A 15,407-nucleotide genomic window follows, 5' to 3' on the forward strand; every position below is an offset into this window, starting at 1 on the left:
AATGTGAGGCTCCGTGCGCGACTAATGCTTGCGAAAAAATTTAAGAACGATGTGTCGAAGCTCACGTTGAGGCACGTCCCAATAGAGGAGGCACTCATGCAAGGACAATGCTTAGTAGCAGTATACAATTCCCACAACGATGCGGAGCAAGCGTACCGTGCTGTGATCGGATCAGGAGTTCCGGCAGACCATGTTAGGCTGAGCAATCAGAAGGCTTCACAGGTAACAAGCTCCGAACGAGTAAGCGCCAGCTCTGACGGAGAGAGCATCTGGGACTGGCTGTTTGGAAGTGATGTGTCCGAGGACGACCGTCGTGTTTACGAGGGCCATATGGCAAAAGGTGGTGCGGCTTTGTCAGTGTTGGTGGACTCACCTTCGATGGCTGACCTCGACCGTATCGAAGGGGTGCTACAGCAGTACAATCCTGTAGAGGTCCACGAAGAAAACGCCGAAAGGTCCAGTGCAGTCGGAAGCGGCCTACCAGGAAGCGCGGCGGGACAAACAGGATATAGCGCTCAAGACGTAGAACGCGAGAAAGTCATCCCTCTACCCGAAGAAGAACTGAAGGTCGGCAAACGGGCCACGGAGACGGTCAAGCATATACGGACTTATGTGGTTGAGGAGCCCGTGCAAAAGGACGTGCGCCTGCGCGATGAACAGACTGTCATCGAGCGCCGTCCCGCCACCGGAGCTGCGACAGGGCGGCCCACGGAACGCGAATACGAGGTGCGAGAATTGCATGAGGAGCCTGTGGTCCGAAAAGACGTTCGAGCCGGGGAAGAACTGGTCGTTCGCAAGGAAGCGACCGAACGCACCGAAAGGATCGCGGATAAGGTGAAGAAAACCAAGGCTGATATCGACAAATCTGGACGCTAAGTTTCGTCTTCCTCGGCAGCACAGCAAGTCAAGCTTCGGCAGCAACGCGTGAGGGCGGCATCAGTCCCGCCCTCTCTTCCTCCACACTCGTTGAACGGCGGGGCGAAAGCGCGCCGTGTAGACGTGTGCTGACAAAGTTCTCGTGGCCGGGATCGCAAGCTCGCGCGTCGATCCCTTAGCCGCTTTTCGATAGTTTGGCGAACAGTCGGGGAGCGTGGGCTGACATCTCTTAGCGAAGATATACGCTTCCGCTGGTCGCCCTTAGCCGAAAGCCAATCGAGCGCGTGTCATGTCGGCTGTCAGGGGCAAACCGAACACCTATCCGACTTGGCGTCCATCGCTGTTTTTTGACCCAAGGCGGATCAGCTTCACCACCTACCCGCGATTCCTGAGCGCTTTCGTGCGGTGCAGCGGACGCCTCGTTCCCATGATAGAGGCCACAGCTGCCGGACGGGCAATAGGAACTAAGACGACGGGAATGCAATTCTTCTTGGAAGCGCTTCCCTTTGCTGTAGGCGTCGAGTTTCTGGAGCGCGTTCAGGAACCCTTTCAAAGAATTCTACGGGAGGCGCCAATGTCTGACGTCGTAGCAACGTCGCCTATGCAGTATCTTGACAGAGCCACCCGAGCTTTGCAGGCAATTGGAATTGCGCCGCCCCAGGCTATAGAGGCTCCAATTGCCGGGTTGCTGGAGAAAATCACCGCCCTCGATGAAGATCGGATCGTCATCATCGCTCGCACTCTGGGCCAGACCAGCGTCTTCAACGAGGTCGTCCGCGAGCAGGTGCAGGCGATGGAGATCGGCGAACGCTACCGTCAGATCACCGAATCCTTTAACTCCATTCGCGACGATACCAAGAAAATGGTCGACCAGCTGGAAGACCAGAAAATCGATCTTTTCGAGCGCATCAACAACGTTTGGATGAAGCTGTCTCGCGGTGATGTCGCCGATCGCTTCGATGAGATCAGGCAAGTTTATCTAGACGTCACACGCTCAACGAAGGACCAGATCCAGCGGGAGCAGGTCATCCTCGATGCCTACCGCGACTTCCGCGGCGCGCTCAAACATGCCGAGGTCATGGCGCTGGAGGTGCTCAAGATCGCCGAGCAAAGGCTGGAGGGCGCCCAGGCCCAGTTGCAGCAGGCATCTGATGCCGTGGCCAACTTCACAGGACAGGAGGTCTCTGAACGCGCACGGCTCGAACTCGCCCGTGACGAGCAACTCCGGCGTACCCAGGACGAGGAGAAACGCTACCAGATTGCCAAGGACCTCTCGGACAACCTGACGATTGGCTACAACACCTCTGAGGTGGTCATGGCGCGGCTCATGCAGATGACCAACGCGAAGGAGCGCGTCTACGCGCAAGCCGTGACCTTCTTCTCGACCAACGATTCCGTCTTCACGGCTCTGAAAGCCTCGTTTACGGGCATGTTCGGCCTCAACGAGTCGACACAGACCCTGAACGAAATGAAAGAGGGCGTATCCCGCAGTCTCGAAGTGCTCGCCGAAATTGGCGATCAGGTCGGAGAAGCGGCTATTAAGGCAGGCTACGGCCCGACGATCCGCGCCGATGCCGTCAAGAAGCTCGTAGACTCCGTGATCACGTTTCAGGAGCGCTCCCAGGAGATCATCGGTGAAATGCGACAACTTGCGACGCGGAACTCGGCCGAAATCCGTGACGCGGTCGAGGAAGGCAAGCGCCGCATCGCGCGTCTCGTAGCGGAAGGACAGGCATTGCCGGCCAATGGCTGATCAAGCTGCATCGACTGGGCAGGAGCACTTGAAGGCTTCCTCGAGCCTCAATGACGTGATGCTCGCGATGGACGTCGTCGACACGCTGCGTCACCAGGAGAATCTCGTCAGCCGAGAGCTGGGGGAAGAGCAGCGAGACGCCCAACTCCTGAAGCGATTGCGCGAGATCTATCATGGGCAGGGTATCGAGGTGCCCGACCGCATTCTGATGGAGGGAGTGCAGGCCCTCGGGGAACAGCGCTTTGTCTACACCCCGCCTCCTGCCAGCTTCTCCCGCACAATCGCGCTCGCCTGGGTCAATCGTGGTCGCATCGGTCGCCGTGTACTGTCTTTGCTGGCGCTGCTGGCGTTCGGCTGGGGTGCCTACCACTTCGGCGTGGTCGAGCCGGCACAACGACGGGCAGCGCAGGAGCAGGCCCAGGCGGAGCGTACCAGGGTCGACCTTGCCGAGAGGCTGCCGGCGGCCCTGGAGCAGAAGCACGAGGATCTCCTGCGGGAAGCGAAGGTGGCCGCTGCGCGGGAGAGGGCCGACGACCTTTTCGCCGACGGAAAAGCCGCGATTGCCCGTGGCGACGCCGATGGAGCACGGAAGGCCGCCAACGATCTCGACATGCTGCGCACGGAGCTGCGCCGGGAATACGTCCTACGAATCGTGTCGCGGCCAGGCGATGCGACCGGCGTCTGGCGCATACCGCAACGCAATCCAGCCAGCCGCAACTATTATTTGATCGTTGAACCAGTCACGCCCGATGGGCGCGTTCTCAAGCTACCGGTGACGAGCGAGGAGGACGGCCGCACCGTGGAGGTCTCAAAGTGGGGCGTGCGTGTGAGCGAGGCGACGGCCATGCAGGTGCAGCGAGACAAGAACGACGACGGTATCGTGCAGCAGAATAATCTCGGCGAGAAGCGCCGCGGCCAGCTCGACGTGGAATACAAACTGCCGGTTCTCGGCGGGGCGATTACGCAATGGTAAGGCCATGATATCCGGAAGGCAGGCGCTCGCCGAGATCGAACAGTTCATCCAGAAGGCTCGCCAGCAGGAAGCGCAAGTCGAGCGGGCCTATGCGAAGGCGACGGAGGAAGTGGGCCGCCTCCGTCTCCAGCGCACGGAAGCGTTCCGCGAACTCGCACGTCTGAAGCTCGACGCAATCAGGCAGAACCAGGTCGTCGGCGAGCTGGATACCGCGGAGCGCCAGGCCATCAGCCTGCTCCAGAGCCGTCAGCAAGCTTTGCAGCAATTGACCGAGCGCCGGCACGAAGCCGAGCAACAGGTGCGGCAAGCGGAGGCCGAGCGGCAGGCTGCCTTGGATGATCTGCAACGGGCTTTGGCCGATGCGGAGACGCTTCGTAAGAGCGTCGAGGCCAAGATCAGCATCAACCCCGAATGGACTTCTGTGCGGGCGCGAGTTGACGAGATCACCGGACAAGCCCAGCAAGCCGAGAAGAAGGCTATACAGGCGGAGGCCGACCGGGAGGAAAAGCGCCGTCCTTACGAAGCCGATCCTCTGTTCATGTACCTATGGGGCCGGAAGTTCGGGACCGCCGCCTACCAAGCAAACCCGTTCACTCGCTACATGGACCGCCTAGTGGGCGGCGTGGTCCGATATGACAAGGCGCGGGTCAACTACTCTCTTCTTAACGAAATCCCCGAGCGGCTACGCGACCACTCCAGGAGGATCATTGAGAAGCTGCAAGAGGAACGATCCAACCTGAAGGCCTTGGAGCGCAAGGCGCTTGTGGACGCCGGCTCCGAGGTCGCTGAAGCTGAAGTCGCCAAGGCGCGGGACGCGGTAACACGCCGCGAGCGCCAGTTTGAACAGGCACGCGAGGCCCTCGTTGCTCAAGACCGCACTTATGACGCATCGATCCTCGAGGGGGACGCCCCCTATCGTGATGCGGTCGAGTTGCTGGCAGCCGCCGACCAGCGCGAAGACCTGCACAAACTCTACGAGGAGGCTACTCGCACGCCCACCCCGAAGGACGAGGAGATCGTCCGGCAGATTCAGTCTATGGACAAGTTGATGAATTCAGCGCTTCGCCAGGCAGTCGATACTCACAAGAAGCTCAAGGAGCTTGCTCAGCGCCGCGTGACGGTCGAACGCGAATGGGAGCAACTCCGGCATCAAGGCTACGACACGCCTTACGGTACATTCGGCAACGAGGCATCACTCGGAAATGTGCTTGGAGGTATCCTGACTGGTGCTGTCGGGGGGGCGATACTGGGGCAAGTTCTACGTGATGGATTCCACCATGGGCCCAGCCCATGGGACTCGGGCTTCGGCGGAGGGTTGCCGATCCCGCCGCCGGACGGTTTTGGGACCGGTGGGTCCTTTGGGGACGGCGACTTCAGGACAGGCGGATCATTCTGATCCCGTTTGAAGGCGGGAGAACGGAGGCGGATACTCGCTGCGGCGGCGGCACCGAGCCTCAACCCACCCATGAGGCGGGGGTGGGAACCGTTCATCTTCACATGACTGACCAGTACAACCCACGCCGCCTGCACGAAGTCCTTCTTCTGTCCCTTGCTATAGGGGCGGACATATTTGGCTGGTATCAACCTGGCATCGTGACCAAGCAATGCGAGTTTGTGGCTCAGGTGATGTGTACCGACGCAGGCTTCCACCTATCAAAGCATGCAAATCCGCTAAGCCGATCAAACCACACGTCGTGCTGGCCGGCCTTTTTCATAACAACTGATTTGCGAGGCCTGTGAGGTTTTTTCGCAGCCGTTCAAAGGCTGCGCGCAGACTAATGAACACCGCAATAGCGCAATCCGGTCTTCTGATCGTCTAACTAGCAGCGCAGGGCCTCACGGTCGGAGCGGGCCAAGGCGATGGGGAGGTCAACCCGCTGAGCGATCCGATCCTGCAAATGGTAACACCACCGGCGAGCTTGCGGACAGGCCGCGGCAGGTCTGCTGTCTTTTGTTTATCTTCTGCGCTTCTTCCATCGGAGCTTTTCGAGCGCTCTTCGAAACGATCAGCTCCCTTAGCTAGATCGTGCCCCATCTGGCGCTCGTTTTTCGCTTCGTCGTTGGAAGTTGCTTCACGTAAGCCTTCGGCGGCCCGTTCCCGCGCTTTTGATGATTTTCGTTCGGCATTCATTGGTCCCTCCTTCCTGCAAAGACGTCTTCCCGGAAGTGATCCTGGTCGGACGTATCGACGATCCAATCAGATCGCCTGGACATTGTTCCTGGTTCCGTTACGCCTCACAGTGAGCGCGGCGACTTACATCGAAGGGCTTAAGTCGACATTGAAGCGGCCGAGCAGGCATAGACGCTCGCTGAAACGCTCGGAGTGTCGCCTTAAGCACTTGGGCATTGCGGCCATCTTCGCTATCAAGCTCAGTTCCGCACGTTCGATAACCAACCTGGAGCATCGACGATGCTGATCGACTTCACTACGGGTCTGGACTGACAGCGCTCTGCTCATCAAAATTCCGCATCGCATATGCCCAAGTCTCAACATGCCTAAATCCACAAAACCGCGAAATCGGTCTGAACTACGATATTTTCTAATGGGGCATCTCATGTTCGATACCACGACTACCGCGCTAATGCGCGCGGTCCTCAACGGAGTCGGCGAAAGCGTCTCTCATCGCGAGATCGGGCACCTACCCACGTCGCATCGAAGATTTTGGAAGCTGCTAACCGAGGCGAAGTCTCGCCCGAGGTCCTTAGGCAGATTGGCCGCGACGTCCTCTCGCGCGCGCCTACGATGTGGACCTGAAGCGGGACGGGCATGAACTTCCAGGTCACGGTCCTGAAGATCCTCGTGGCTTATCCGGACGGGTTTGCCGCGATGGAGGACCTCAAACGGGACATGGCCATCCTGGCGACCAGCGGTCGCGACTGGGCGGATCGGACCAGGCGCTTGGCGGCGCGAGTACCGGACCTTGACATCTTTTGCCAAGGGCTGGTCGAACGCATCAGCGGGGGCTGGAAGATTACGGCCCGAGGGCGTCAAGTGCTTCAATTTATGGAAGCCCCGCCAGCGGCCGAGCCAGAGCGGCAGGCTTTGATCGATCAGGCTAAAGCAGTACCCGAAACGGAGCCAGTTCCTCGGCTGACTCAGCCCGCAGACCGCGCCAAGAGGCGGCGCGAACGCCGCGAGCGTCGTCGCGAGGCGCGCGAACGGGCGAGGGCGAACGCCTCTTGAGGTGACCTTCGGGCCAAGAAATGCCGGCAGCTGTAATTTTGCAGTCAACTCTTTTCGCGAACGACTCTCTGGCTCCGTAGAGCATTCTCGGCAGCAACCTGCTTGAAGCGATGCCGTGGGATCACGTTTAAGCGTGGAAGGCGGCGTGACCATCGCGCCCCCCGTTTTCTCATGTCATTGAGGAGACTTCGCCTTCGCCTGGGCAGCTAACGCCGCGTCCATGCCAGCTTGCTTGACCCGGTCCACGACTTCGGCGCCGGCGTCGCTGATTTCTGCAACGACCGTGTCCGACGCTTCACGCAGGGCCTGCGAGACCGCACCGGCGCGCCGGCCCAAATCGGCCTTCACGTCGTCGCTGACTTCGCCGATATACTGGTTCTCGATCTCGGAGGTTCGAAATGCGCCTGCGACGGCTGCGCCGATCGCCATGCCCATGACACCCAACACGAGCGGTTGGTTTTCCAGCATGTCTGCGAGCGACGATTTCGCGCTGTTCATCGCATCTTTGTTACCAAGCTTACTGAATTGCTCCTGCGCAAAAGCTACGCCCTCGTCGAACCGATCCTTGACGCTGTCAGCAGCCTGCGAGACCGCGTCGGAAGCGGAGGCACTCGCACCACGTAGGGTCTCTCCGACGCCCAGCGAGCCGTCCTCGTCCATATCGGGTGCAGTTGGAGGCGCCACGGTCTGCTTGACGGCAGATGCTGCGGACCTGAAACCACTCGTCCTGATGTCGGCAACGGGTGCGACGGCCTCCGCCGCCGAACGCGCCACGGTTTTTAGCCGCTGATCACCGGCCAACAGCCACAGCGCTCCGCCTCCGATCAGTGCCGCGGCAAGCGGATTTTCCCGAGCCGCCGTCACAAGGTTGTCGATAAAGCCGGTTCTTGTGCTGCTCATCGCACCATTCCCTTCACGGTGTCCTTGTCCTTCTCAAGCTGCCCGATCGTTTCACGGGGGGCCAGCTGACGCATATCAAACCGGTTGATGCCTATAGCGACTAGCGCCGCGGCAACGGCCGCCGCGATGATTGCCGAGGTCAGATATGATAGCGGCTGCGACCATCCTGCTGAGATCAATGCGGCGGACAGGGCGAACAGAACCATGACGATTGCCGGAATCACCATCACGGCGCCACCGATGATCAGGCCGAGCGCGCCACCGATCTTCTGAAGCTTCTCGCCAAACTCCGCCTTTGCCAAATCGACCTCGTTCTGGAAGAGTTTGGCGAACTGCGACATGGCATCGCCGACCAAGGTCGAGATCTCCCTGAACTCGCTTTTGCTGGTTTTGATATCACGCTCGATGCTCATGGTACGGTGCTGCCCTGAGTGGTTGAGCCTTGTTGTGTTTGCGGGTTGCGGCTTCCGGCAGTCTGAGACCAGGGTTGTTCTTCCGTCGAAAATGAGGTCCCGCCAGCCTTCTGACCGCTTCCCGATGATGAACTGGTGTCGCGCTGCTCTTGGGACGAGGACTGTCCGCCCGACGCTTTCAAGAAACGCACGGCGGCAAACCCGGCCAGCACCGACAGGCCGAGAAAGGCCGCGGGCTGACGCTTGGCGAAATCGGTTGCGCCTTCGAGAATATCCCGGAAGCTTCCGTCCCGAATTTTTTGCGCGGCATCCTCGACATAATCCGCGGCGGAGCCGATGCCGCGTGCGGCGAACGGCACGTCGTTCTCGAAGGCCCGGCCGGCCTCCCGGATGTTGTCTGCGAGACGCTCAACGAAATCGGCGCCCGATCGCTGGTGGTCGCGCGCTTGGCTCTGGATCTGGTCGACGGTGCCGTCCGCGATGCCCTTTGCTGCATCTGCGGCTTCACCGAACTTGTCTCGTGCAAGATCGGCCGAGGCGCGGAAGGCGTCTCCAGCACGCTGCTTCATCTCGGCGCCGGCATTTCCAACCTGTTCCTTCATGTCCTTCGCGGTTCCTTTGTCCTGGTTCTTTGCAAACGGCGTGACATTGTCCGGGTCCAAATCGCTCATGATGTTTTCCTTCAGGTGCTGGTTTGGGAGGGGCTAAAGGCAGCTTTGACCACATCGTCGGCAGCCTCCTTCAATGTGTCGGCCATGTTCTTCGTGATGCGGCTGGCGTGGTTGCCGAGATTGGCCTCGGCGACCTTTTGCGATGCAGCATCGGCCGCCGAATTGGTCATATCCTTGACGGCTTCTAAGCCGGTTTCAGCCGCACTGGCCGCAGCCTGCTTCACCCCGTCGCTCGCCGACCCCATCACCTTGCCTTCGGCCTTCGTCGCCGGAAGAGCGGCGGCAATGATGGCGCCGATTGCGATGCCCAACCCTCCGATGAGGGCGGCATTGTCACTGATGGTCTGGCGCGCCTGATCAGGCGCACTCGCAGCGGCATCCTTGGTCGCATCCATACCGCTTCTCAGCTTTTCACTTGCGAAACTGGCGGCTCTCTCCGCGCTCTCTCGCAGATCTGCGGCGAGGCCGGCCGCCTTTTCCTGCACATCACCAGCTATCCCTGCGGCTCGGCCTTGAGCCGAGGATAGGGTCTCTCTGGCATCGCCCTGAATACCGCGGGCGCTCTCGGTGACCCCCTCGAGCATTCGGCTCGCCTGGTCGATGACCGGGCCGGTGGCGTCTGCGGCGCCATCGCGCACCGTCTTGGACGTCAAGGCGAGCCCGGCGCCGATCATCAGCAGTGGCAACGGCACACCTCGCGCCATCCGTAGCAACGGAACGCCTACGGCCGCGCCCGCAGCCAGCGCGGCCATCGGATTGTCCATGATCTGTTGCTTCAGTCCTTCGACCCATCTCTGGGTCTTGTGGCTGACATAGTCGCTGACTTCAGATTTGATGTGCTGCGGCGACACCTTGTGACGAATGTCGTCGGCGGTCTCCGATATCTGATCCTTCAATCGGCTTACTGTTGACGTTAGTTCGGCGCGGCTGCGCTCGGACTCGCGTCTCAACTCCTCCACAGATCGTGTCATCGGTTCATCCTTTTGCTTTCCTTCTTGGTTTTAAGGACGAACTCACGCTTTATTGAATCGTTCCTGCACAGCATGGCCGGCGCATGTGTCGATCAGCAGGAGTCCGAGCCCGTAGAGAGCAGTGGTTGACGACCGCTAAATGTCGGCAGGACGAGCTGCTGCTTTGCGGACTCAGGCGCGGAAGTAGCCATGGGCGGCAAGCCGCTTCGCGACGACGAAGCGCCGCCGGGAGGTGCGCGAACGCGTCAGAGCGAAGACCTGAAAGAGACCGAGGTCAAGAAAGAGCCGCCGGGGGTGCGGCAGCCCGATTAGTCGTGCGAGGGGCTTCTACAGAGCCGGCAGTGCGCGCAATGGCAAGGACGGGAGCCGGACGCGCGCGGCATCGCCGGCGGCGACCGTCCCGTCGGCCCGCACCACGCCCAATACGCCGGATTTGAATGGAGGGCCCGTTTCCGCCGACGAGAGCATCTGTCGCTTCAGGCCAGCCCGGAAGCGGTCAATGAGAACACAGGGTGTCCGGAGACCGGTCAGCTCGACGATAGCAGAGGGGCCCAACGCGTTGAAGGTGCCGAGCGGCATCCGCTTCAGGTCCAGGCCGGTCGTTGTGATATTCTCACCCATGCGCCCGCTGCGACCTATACCCGTCGGCATGCAGCTTCGCTGGGGTCTTTGCCCTCCTTGGCAGCCTTGGCAGAGCGGCTATTGGCTTCGGTCGATTCCTTCCAGTAGCCGACGCGCGTGAAGATGTGCGACGGCATATAGGCGATCGGACTCTGCTCCCGCTTTAAGGAACTCTGGAAGGCTACTAGCATCCCGCGCTTCACGGTCGGGTGCACGGAGCCATTTGGCGGTCAGACGAAGCAATGTTGAAACAATGCAATCCGATGGTGGAATGAGTGAAGGAGGTTCAGATGCGTAGCTTGGTTTTCGGGATAATGTTCGTAGCGTTAGTGACGATCGGATGCTCATCATTTATTTCGACGGCCCTTTCTGCAAGGCGGGACGCAATATCCTCTGAGCGGTCCACGCTGGCAGCCAACGTTCCCATGTGCACCTTGGCCCGCGAGCCACGGTCTGGTTTGGGCGTGCGTTCTTAAGCGACTCCTTTTCGACATGAGTCGGCGTCCAAGGTTCGATCAGCTTGGTAGCGCGCCTTGCGAGAGGATCTACCTATATAGCTCATGCCCAGATGCACCTGGGTGCAAGAGCCGCTAAAATGCGAGGTCCGCATGGGCTCTAAGTGGGATGAACCCGCACGCACGAGGCTCTTCCCTCTAATGGACGACGACCGAGCAGACGCCAGCCGACCGGCCCGGGGAAGCTGTTGGCGACGCACAAAGCGCGGCTCTCGTCCGTTTCGAGAGCAATTTTCTGGGCAAGCATAACGTCGCCTTGGGCCAAGCCACCTAACGGGACGAAACAACGCCCCGTTCCGAGCCACCCGTATTCATCTATCTCATGGACATTAGCGGACGACCCCCGATGGATGCGGTACCGCTTTCCAGTATCGCATCCCACGACGTCGAAGTACCCCTTCCTATCGAAGTCACCCCTTTGCTGAGGCGAGAGCCAGGAACGCAGAAGGCGCAGCGCGCGAGCGTGAACCGTTTTCTCATCCTTGGCTGCTTGATAGAGCTTCCCGACGGCCGAGCTTCGAAGGGTCCACAAGCCGGCACGACGAGACCTTCTCTTCATGATCGTCATCCACCGACCAGCCGGGGGAAGAACAATGTCTCTTCGGCGGTCGGATCAAACGTCGTGATCCTGGTTACCTCACCCGGTCCCCTCCGCACAGCTGCGGTATATCCCTTCTGGGTGAATTCCAGAAAAAGGCGCTCCGCCTCTACTAAGGCATTTGCACTGGAGTTGTCGAAGAAGTGCCGGCTGTCGCCGGTGTGATCCATCACGATCTGCATTGCCATGCTAAGACTCCCGATTGCACCTCGGAAGGAATGTGGAGGCTGAGACCTCGTTCCTAAGTTCGTGAAAGTCCGCGGGCTTTTCATTGCGCGCTCCATTTGGCAGGGCGGTTTAATCGCCGATTGGATCAATGCCCTTCCGTGCTACGAGGTGCCTCGTTGACATTGTGGGACGCTACGCCGGGCCATCCTTCGCTTCTGCCTTAGTTTGCTTCAGGAAGTTGCAGAAGGTCGGAGCGCAGGCAAGCGCGTTGCGCGGAATGGCGCCATCGAACAGACGACTCGACGGCGCATTCTGAGGATCAGGCAGCGCTTAGTCCGGCAGGTTCTCTGTCAGAACGTCTACATTCATCTCGAGCTTATGCGCCCTAGGAACGGATCGCCTGTCGCTGTCGTTACCCACCATGGAAAAGAAGCGCCCACTAGACGAAGATCCGCGCGAGACGCCGCTGGATGACCCGCGGCAGCAAACTGACGCACCCAATCATAAGCAGACGAACGAGCCGTGGAAGGGCAATCCTGAGAAGGATCAAATCCCTCCGGACCGGCCGGATATCGACTTGGAGAAATGGCAGGAGAGCAACACCCATTAGTAGGGAGCAGTTTCATTTATCGTACCCGCGAATACCTCGAGTGCGCCGAGAACTGCGCCCAGCTCGCGGAGCAGGCCCCAACAGCCCCCGCGGCGCGCCGCTATCAGCGCATGGAGGCGGCGTGGCGCGCGCTCGCCGAGGAGCAGCAGTGGCTAGACGGGGAAGTGCCGCCAGTAGGCAGACCGAATTCATCGGCGCTACATTTATGACGCCGCACAATCGCGCTTGGACTTCTTCCCGGCAGCCGACTTGGATTTCAACGGGCGGGTAGAGACCGACGCCCAGCCAGGAGGAACCATCCCCTGTTAGGACAGCTTGGCATCCAAATCGGAAGCAATATGTCCAAAAAGATACCGAACACAGAAGCCGATGCGGGCCATCAGGTCCACCCACGTCGTCACGATGCGGGAAGCGGCGCGAACGAAACTGCTGATGGATTGGATGCAAGTACCGAAGCATTGCGCCATGCTGTGGAAGACACGCCATCGGGCGCCATGCCGGAAGACATTGAGGTTGTCCCGGTATTTGACCGCGCAGACTTAGCGCCCCAAATATAGGTGCATCATGGTGAGGAAAAAGCATGGCATTATTATCGAAACACCCACGGAAGCGCGTCAAGCTGAACGCGGGCCCTCCATCCTCGTACTGCTCGTCATCAGCGTAGGTGTCGCGGTGGCCGGTATGGCCATTGTCTGGTTCGTGTTCTTCCGTACCTAAGAGTACGCTTTTAGCTCGGCTGCTTTTCGAGCCTCACATGGAATTTGCCTGCCGAACTGCATTGATTGCGAGCCGGGGTAAGGTCAGTCACAACGGCATGAAAGCAATCGCAGGGAGCACTTCTCCGATCAGTCTCAACAACGCTTGCTATTCGCTACCTCTCTGCGCCAAGGTGAGCGCGGTTCATCCGAAGGCGATGCCGGTGATCCTGAGCACGCCAGAGGAAATCGAAACCTGGATGCGTGCACCTTGGAACGAGGCCCAGGCACCGCAGCGGGCTATGGATCGTGGCCCGTGGTATGAAGGAAGACCCGGCCGCAGCATGAAGCACGCCGAACCCCGCTCCTACGCCGACTCCGAAGCCTGTAGCGCGCCAGCTAGTCCAGCTCGACGCCAGCATCCAGCCGGCCCAGGACGGCCGCATCTACATTGGGAAGATCAACGCGCCGTTTCTCTCCACCCTGAAGGGGAGCGGCAATGAGTTCGCCACCGGCATCAAGTACGCCGTCCAGCAAGGCTGGCTCGAGCTGCACGAAAGCGGGACCTATGTGCGGCTGAAGCCGGACCGGACAGCAAGAGTCTGCTTGCCAATTAACGCAACCTAGCAGGCTGTGATCGGGCCTTATTTATCATCTGAACTCTCACGGACCAGCCGGGCAACTCTTCGGGTACCTTCCCAAACCTCAACGGACGGATGGGCCTCTAAGAATTTCTCGGCTCTAGCCTGGGCGTCTTTGTCGGTCTGGCAATCGATTTCATAAACCGCACGAGCGACGCCGTCTAAATCTACCGCATACGCAACATATCGCATTGCAATCTCCTCAAGGATAGGAGGCTGCACCCACGATTCATCCGCAGAATTATCGTTCCCAGCGGCCCGCAAAGAAAACGGCCCCAGCTACTGGCGGCGGCTGGGGCCGTTTGAAACGCTCCGACAAGCAGAGGGGGCCACTGGACCGGAGCACAGAACCAAAACGGTCGCTTGCGATGTGTTCCTAGGAAAAAGAGGCCACGCCTTGCGAGAACCGGCCCATCGCCAAACGCGCGTTCGAACGATGGGCCGTCCCGGGTGGATGTCGCGAAGCTGGGTTGATCCATCGCGCCACAGACCGAAATCTAAATCGTCTTGGTCCGCGAGTCGTTCCTGGCCGGCCGCCGACTGAAGCCGCCTACTCTCCCGGCCGCTTCCGAGTGTCTAAGCTACCCACAATCCCACCACTTCGGCGCAAGGCAGCTTCGCTTTCGGCAAGGGTGCGGTAGCTCTGCTCCATGGCGGCGAGATGGACCCTGCAGGGCACCTCTGCCAGCGAGTCTTCATTCAAGGAAACCGGCCGGTGTGACGTAACGGTTGGGAAGGCGAACAGCACGTAGTGCAGTGCAGTGCCGGTCGATCCGGCAATCAGGACAACCCACTTGGTCCATCGCGTCTCGAATGCGTGCTTTTGACCGGGACCTGATCCGCGGAGGGCATTATGGCCATCGGTCATGGGTACCGCGCAAACAGGCCGAACACATGGCTGCTCCGACCAATCCTGCGACGTGAAGCTTCTCCTTGCCAACCCTGAGCCGTCCACACATGGCCCATAGCTGGGCTTCGCAGCGGTGTCGCTGAGGGCTGCTTCTGACCCGTCGGCGACATAGAGTCAGCCGGTTCTGCGCCCATTGCGACCTCATTGGCTAAATTGAAATCTGGCGAACAGAGTGCGGGGCATTAACTTTTGAGAACGACAGACTGTCTCCGCGTTTTTTAAGTTCGGTAATCTCAAACCCAACGGTTAGGACCCGTAAGCTCCGAGGTGTGCTATGCAGCGTCGTCGTCGGTTTAAGCAAATCCTGTCCCTCGAAGAACGACTTGCCCGAGAGTCCGAGCGGCTGCGAAAAGAAGCTCAATCCCTTCCCCCTGGCTTCAGGCGAGACCAATTGCTACGCAGGGCTCGGCAATGCGAAACGGGTTCACACGTAAGCGAGTGGCTGCAGTCGTCGGGCTTACAGCCGCCAACCTGACCAACCATTCTCTGGATTGACCTTGGAGCTCATCGTTGTCCGCCAGAGGGCGTCCTCACGTTCGGGTTAGCTCTGCGCTGAGGACTTTCAGGAGAAACTCCGGTCTCCAGGATTTTCCAACGTTGACTGCATCGCGCAGTACAGGCGCGGCTTGGAGATCGGCTGCGATGTAACCGCTTGCCAGAATGAAAGGTACGGACGCCGCTTGGAGGACCTCCGCCACTGGAGTGACCCATTGCCCAGCAAGGTTCACATCGAGAATGGCAGCGTCAGGCCGTTCCGCGTTTAGCATCGCCAGAGCAGCATCAATATCTCGGGCAGGGCCGAGCACCCGATAGCCGGCGAACGTTAGAACATCGTGGAGTTCCAACGCGATGAGGTACTCGTCTTCGACAACTAGGATCCGGGGAGCGTCTTGCACAAGGTGTCCTGA

18 protein-coding genes and 3 pseudogenes are annotated in these 15,407 nt (G+C 59.8%); 10 read left to right on the forward strand and 11 right to left on the reverse strand.

Annotated features, from left to right (window positions below):
• Positions 1–378 precede the first annotated feature (378 nt).
• The 4 genes from BCCGELA001_RS37820 (at position 379) to BCCGELA001_RS05280 (ending at position 4,998) form a co-directional block, all read left to right on the forward strand.
• Complete coding sequence (locus BCCGELA001_RS37820) at positions 379–876, forward strand: YsnF/AvaK domain-containing protein (RefSeq protein ID WP_210183054.1); 498 nt, start codon at positions 379–381, stop codon at positions 874–876.
• A 574-nt stretch (positions 877–1,450) separates the two neighbouring features.
• Positions 1,451–2,629 (forward strand): hypothetical protein, encoded by a 1,179-nt coding sequence (locus tag BCCGELA001_RS05270; protein WP_060737496.1) that lies wholly within the window; start codon positions 1,451–1,453, stop codon positions 2,627–2,629.
• Positions 2,622–3,602 (forward strand): DUF6384 family protein, encoded by a 981-nt coding sequence (locus BCCGELA001_RS05275; protein WP_060734778.1) that lies wholly within the window; start codon positions 2,622–2,624, stop codon positions 3,600–3,602. Before BCCGELA001_RS05270 ends, BCCGELA001_RS05275 begins: the two co-directional genes overlap by 8 nt.
• A 4-nt stretch (positions 3,603–3,606) precedes the next feature.
• Complete coding sequence (locus tag BCCGELA001_RS05280) at positions 3,607–4,998, forward strand: hypothetical protein (RefSeq protein ID WP_008543614.1); 1,392 nt, start codon at positions 3,607–3,609, stop codon at positions 4,996–4,998.
• A gap of 125 nt (positions 4,999–5,123) precedes the next feature.
• Here the strand turns inward: BCCGELA001_RS05280 and BCCGELA001_RS36775 are convergent.
• Positions 5,124–5,252 (reverse strand): annotated as a pseudogene (locus BCCGELA001_RS36775) (IS110 family transposase); the annotation flags it as partial.
• Positions 5,253–5,550: 298 nt separating this feature from the next.
• Positions 5,551–5,733: pseudogene (locus BCCGELA001_RS05285) on the reverse strand (hypothetical protein); the annotation flags it as partial.
• Positions 5,734–6,157: 424 nt separating this feature from the next.
• On the opposite strand from BCCGELA001_RS05285, the pseudogene BCCGELA001_RS38660 reads away from it, so the two are divergent.
• Positions 6,158–6,357 (forward strand): annotated as a pseudogene (locus BCCGELA001_RS38660) (hypothetical protein).
• A gap of 12 nt (positions 6,358–6,369) precedes the next feature.
• On the forward strand, positions 6,370–6,786 hold the full coding sequence (locus BCCGELA001_RS37825) for a hypothetical protein (RefSeq protein WP_060734779.1): 417 nt from the start codon (positions 6,370–6,372) through the stop codon (positions 6,784–6,786).
• A 174-nt stretch (positions 6,787–6,960) separates the two neighbouring features.
• On the opposite strand, the gene BCCGELA001_RS05295 is transcribed toward BCCGELA001_RS37825, so the two are convergent.
• The 4 genes from BCCGELA001_RS05295 to BCCGELA001_RS05310 are packed head-to-tail and all read right to left on the reverse strand — an operon-like array spanning position 6,961 to position 9,741.
• On the reverse strand, positions 6,961–7,686 hold the full coding sequence (locus tag BCCGELA001_RS05295) for a hypothetical protein (RefSeq protein ID WP_060734780.1): 726 nt from the start codon (positions 7,684–7,686) through the stop codon (positions 6,961–6,963).
• Positions 7,683–8,099, reverse strand: coding sequence for a phage holin family protein (locus BCCGELA001_RS05300; RefSeq protein ID WP_008543619.1), 417 nt, complete (start codon positions 8,097–8,099; stop codon positions 7,683–7,685). Before BCCGELA001_RS05300 ends, BCCGELA001_RS05295 begins: the two co-directional genes overlap by 4 nt.
• On the reverse strand, positions 8,096–8,770 hold the full coding sequence (locus tag BCCGELA001_RS05305; protein WP_008543620.1) for a hypothetical protein: 675 nt from the start codon (positions 8,768–8,770) through the stop codon (positions 8,096–8,098). Before BCCGELA001_RS05305 ends, BCCGELA001_RS05300 begins: the two co-directional genes overlap by 4 nt.
• A gap of 11 nt (positions 8,771–8,781) precedes the next feature.
• Positions 8,782–9,741, reverse strand: a complete 960-nt coding sequence (locus BCCGELA001_RS05310; RefSeq protein WP_060734781.1) for a hypothetical protein — start codon at positions 9,739–9,741, stop codon at positions 8,782–8,784.
• Positions 9,742–9,930: 189 nt separating this feature from the next.
• Here BCCGELA001_RS05310 and BCCGELA001_RS39240 point away from each other — a divergent pair, with 189 nt between their 5' ends.
• Positions 9,931–10,053: a hypothetical protein gene (locus BCCGELA001_RS39240; RefSeq protein ID WP_257721940.1), complete on the forward strand. Its 123-nt coding sequence runs from the start codon at positions 9,931–9,933 to the stop codon at positions 10,051–10,053.
• Positions 10,054–10,068: 15 nt separating this feature from the next.
• Here the strand turns inward: BCCGELA001_RS39240 and BCCGELA001_RS05315 are convergent, their stop codons facing one another.
• The 3 genes from BCCGELA001_RS05315 to BCCGELA001_RS05325 all read right to left on the reverse strand — a co-directional run bounded on the left by BCCGELA001_RS05315 (position 10,069) and on the right by BCCGELA001_RS05325 (position 11,663).
• Positions 10,069–10,362: an MOSC domain-containing protein gene (locus BCCGELA001_RS05315; protein WP_008543624.1), complete on the reverse strand. Its 294-nt coding sequence runs from the start codon at positions 10,360–10,362 to the stop codon at positions 10,069–10,071.
• Between the two features lie 615 nt (positions 10,363–10,977).
• A complete protein-coding gene (locus BCCGELA001_RS38665) occupies positions 10,978–11,436 on the reverse strand; it encodes a hypothetical protein (protein ID WP_060737497.1) in 459 nt (152 codons plus the stop codon).
• Between the two features lie 5 nt (positions 11,437–11,441).
• Positions 11,442–11,663, reverse strand: a complete 222-nt coding sequence (locus BCCGELA001_RS05325) for a hypothetical protein (RefSeq protein WP_008543628.1) — start codon at positions 11,661–11,663, stop codon at positions 11,442–11,444.
• A gap of 401 nt (positions 11,664–12,064) precedes the next feature.
• Between BCCGELA001_RS05325 and BCCGELA001_RS35695 the strand changes: the two genes are divergently transcribed.
• The 3 genes from BCCGELA001_RS35695 (at position 12,065) to BCCGELA001_RS36780 (ending at position 12,810) form a co-directional block, all read left to right on the forward strand.
• Positions 12,065–12,253, forward strand: a complete 189-nt coding sequence (locus tag BCCGELA001_RS35695) for a hypothetical protein (RefSeq protein ID WP_008543631.1) — start codon at positions 12,065–12,067, stop codon at positions 12,251–12,253.
• Between the two features lie 14 nt (positions 12,254–12,267).
• Entirely contained in the window at positions 12,268–12,462 is a 195-nt protein-coding gene (locus tag BCCGELA001_RS38670) for a hypothetical protein (RefSeq protein ID WP_083543492.1), read from the forward strand.
• Positions 12,463–12,591: 129 nt separating this feature from the next.
• Positions 12,592–12,810 (forward strand): hypothetical protein, encoded by a 219-nt coding sequence (locus tag BCCGELA001_RS36780; protein WP_144441150.1) that lies wholly within the window; start codon positions 12,592–12,594, stop codon positions 12,808–12,810.
• Positions 12,811–13,347: 537 nt separating this feature from the next.
• On the opposite strand, the gene BCCGELA001_RS39360 is transcribed toward BCCGELA001_RS36780, so the two are convergent.
• Together BCCGELA001_RS39360 and BCCGELA001_RS05330 are read right to left on the reverse strand one after the other, a co-directional pair.
• Complete coding sequence (locus tag BCCGELA001_RS39360; protein WP_158511601.1) at positions 13,348–13,485, reverse strand: hypothetical protein; 138 nt, start codon at positions 13,483–13,485, stop codon at positions 13,348–13,350.
• Between the two features lie 1,544 nt (positions 13,486–15,029).
• Positions 15,030–15,395, reverse strand: a complete 366-nt coding sequence (locus BCCGELA001_RS05330; RefSeq protein WP_008543634.1) for a response regulator — start codon at positions 15,393–15,395, stop codon at positions 15,030–15,032.
• Positions 15,396–15,407 lie beyond the last annotated feature (12 nt).

The organism is Bradyrhizobium sp. CCGE-LA001 (assembly GCF_000296215.2).
Classification (GTDB): Bacteria; Pseudomonadota; Alphaproteobacteria; order Rhizobiales; family Xanthobacteraceae; genus Bradyrhizobium.